Source organism: Bacillus sp. AP50 (assembly GCF_040492675.1).
In the GTDB taxonomy this organism is placed as follows: Bacteria; Bacillota; Bacilli; order Bacillales; family Bacillaceae_G; genus Bacillus_A; species Bacillus_A cereus.
The window spans coordinates 1-2,756 of the sequence record NZ_JBEUTW010000205.1; the positions used below are offsets into that span (position 1 = coordinate 1).

Below are 2,756 nucleotides of genomic sequence, written 5' to 3' on the forward strand. Positions count from 1 at the left end.
GCTTATTTCTTTTATTAAATTGTAATATAATTACAGTATGTGAAATTATATTACATTAACTTTAAAAACGAAGTGAGAATAATCTTCACTTCGCTTTTTTCATTTGCAATCCTTATTAAATTTGCTCAATGCAGTATTTATTTCCACATTCTTCGCTTTTATTTAATCGGTTTCTCTGTTTTTAAGACAAATGAACTTAATGCAGGAACTTTAATTTTATTGTCATGGACAACATAAAGTGGTTTACTTCCCGCCTGCTTGCCGTCTACTAGTACTTTCCAAGGCCCTTTCGATGGAAGTGTTATTTCAACAGCTTCTCTATTTGCATTGTGAGCCACTGTAAAGTATTCATTTTTATTCCCCTCTATTGTATAAGCTACAGTATTTTTCGGAGCATCAATAAATGATACATGTGTTTTTATTTGCTCTGCAGATGTCATTCGAAAAGCTGAGTACTTTTTGCGTAATTCTATTAAACCCTTCATATAATCTACTTCATTATTAAACGTTGCACGGCGCAGCCAATCCATCTGGTTAATTGAATCTGGAGATTTGTAACTATTATGATCACCATATTTTGTCCGCATAAACTCTTGCCCTGCATGTAAAAATGGAATCCCTTGTGATGTTAATAAAATTGAAGAAGACAATTTGTGCATTTGTTTTCGCATTTCTTCACTGTCACCTGGATTAGTTAACTCAAGTTTATCCCATAATGTATGATTGTCATGTGCTTCCACATAAGTTAATACCTGTTCAGGATCTTGATAGGTAGACGAATTTGTATCATAGTCAATACCTGCTGTAATGCCTTTTTTAATACGATCTTCCATGTTTTGCTTTCCATTTACAAAACCATTTTCCTTTTCCTCAAATACACTACCTTTCAACCCATCACGTATATTATCGTTAAAATGAGCAATCCCTTTCATTTTCTCTGCATTTTTTTGATTTGCTTTCAACTCAGCTGCAAGAGGTGTATTTAAATCCCATCCTTCTCCGTGTAGTATAATAGAAGGGTCAATTTGATTAACAGCTTTACGTATTTCATTCATCGTTTCATAATCATGAATACCCATTAAATCAAAACGGAATCCATCTAAATTGTATTCTTTTGCCCAATATGTTACGGAATCTATCATAAATTTCCTCATCATTTTTCTTTCTGAAGCAGTATCATTTCCTACTCCAGTTCCATTTGCAAATGTTCCATCTTCATTGTAACGATAATAATAACCTGGAACTAACTTATGAAAATTAGATTCAGCAGCATTATACATATGGTTATATACTACATCCATCACTACTCGAAGATTATTATCATGTAGTGTTTGAACCATTTGCTTTAATTCAGTTATTCGAACAGTTGGCTCATAAGGATTTGTAGAATAGGAGCCTTCTGGAACGTTGAAATTTTTAGGATCATATCCCCAGTTATATTGCGGTTCATTTAAAGTCTCTTCATTTACTGAAGCATAATCAAATATCGGTAAAAACTGAACGTGAGTAACACCAAGGTCCTTTATATGATCAAGTCCTGTTTTTACACCTCCTGGCCCTTTTGTTCCTTTTTCTGTTACACCTAAATACTTCCCTTTCTGTTTAATACCACTTTCAGGTTGAATGGAAAGATCGCGTACATGTAACTCATAAATAATAGCATCTTCCGGATTTTTAAATTTTGGCTTTTTGTTTGCTTTCCATTTTTTCGGATTTGTTTCTTCTAAATTAACGACTGCACCTTTATCGCCATTTACAGAAGCAGCACGCACATATGGATCAACCGCTTCAGCCCACTTATCACCAATTTTGACCTTATACGTATAAAAGAGCCCTTTTTGGTTCCCCTTTAGTTCTGCTGTCCAAGTTCCCTTTTCACCTTGTTGCATGTTTATTTCAGCACCTATTTTATCGTTCCAGTTTTTATATGTAACTAACTTCGCTTCGCTTGCAGTAGGAGCCCATAAACGGAACTTTGTATGTTGCGGAGTATATGTATTTCCTAAATCGTTGCCACCATAATAAAATAAATTATCAAATTCTTCGCTACGAATGACTTTACCAATTTCAGTATTCGTATCAGCTAAGTTTTCAATTTTAACTTTGTATGTTTGTTTTAAATCAATTTTCTGTTCCGTAATTATTTTAACCTTATTAGTAATATCTCCACTGTTTGTATCATAAGGAGTAATATTTTTAATTTTAATGCCTTCAATTTCAATTTTCTTTTCCTTAATATGAAACGGGACATTAGTCGTTACAGTAATTTCATTGAAACTATCAATAGTTGCTTTTTGAATTGAGAGATCCGATGAAGGCTTAGAGTTATATACTTTTTCATCACCCGAAAGAATCCATACTTCAGCACGACCGTCCTTTATATTTTCAATCCAACGATCCCCACCATCTTTTTCCCATTCATTTGTTCGAACTATAAATCCTACACGATTATAGTCACCGTCTATTTTTATCTTAGCGTATTTTCCAAATTCATCTTCACCAGTAAATTCATAAGATGTACCATTTGCATTTTCTCCCCATAACCAAAGATTCCAGTCTTTTGTATTTCCAAGCTTTTCTTTGTAATGAATGATAATTTCAGTTGTTTTCGAATTTGAAACTGCCTTCACACTCTGAAAAGAGAAAACAGATGATAACATAATGATTAAAGTAAGTAATAAAACTGTTTTGTTAATTAATCTTTTTGTAATTTGCACCACATACACCCTTTCTTCAAATATTACTAACGATTTATT

Annotated in this window: 1 protein-coding gene; it reads right to left on the reverse strand. The window is 33.0% G+C overall.

The window, feature by feature from the left end; translation table 11 throughout:
* Positions 1-158 precede the first annotated feature (158 nt).
* Positions 159-2,717, reverse strand: coding sequence for a type I pullulanase (gene pulA / locus ABWK52_RS16605; RefSeq protein WP_084064237.1), 2,559 nt, complete (start codon positions 2,715-2,717; stop codon positions 159-161).
* Positions 2,718-2,756 lie beyond the last annotated feature (39 nt).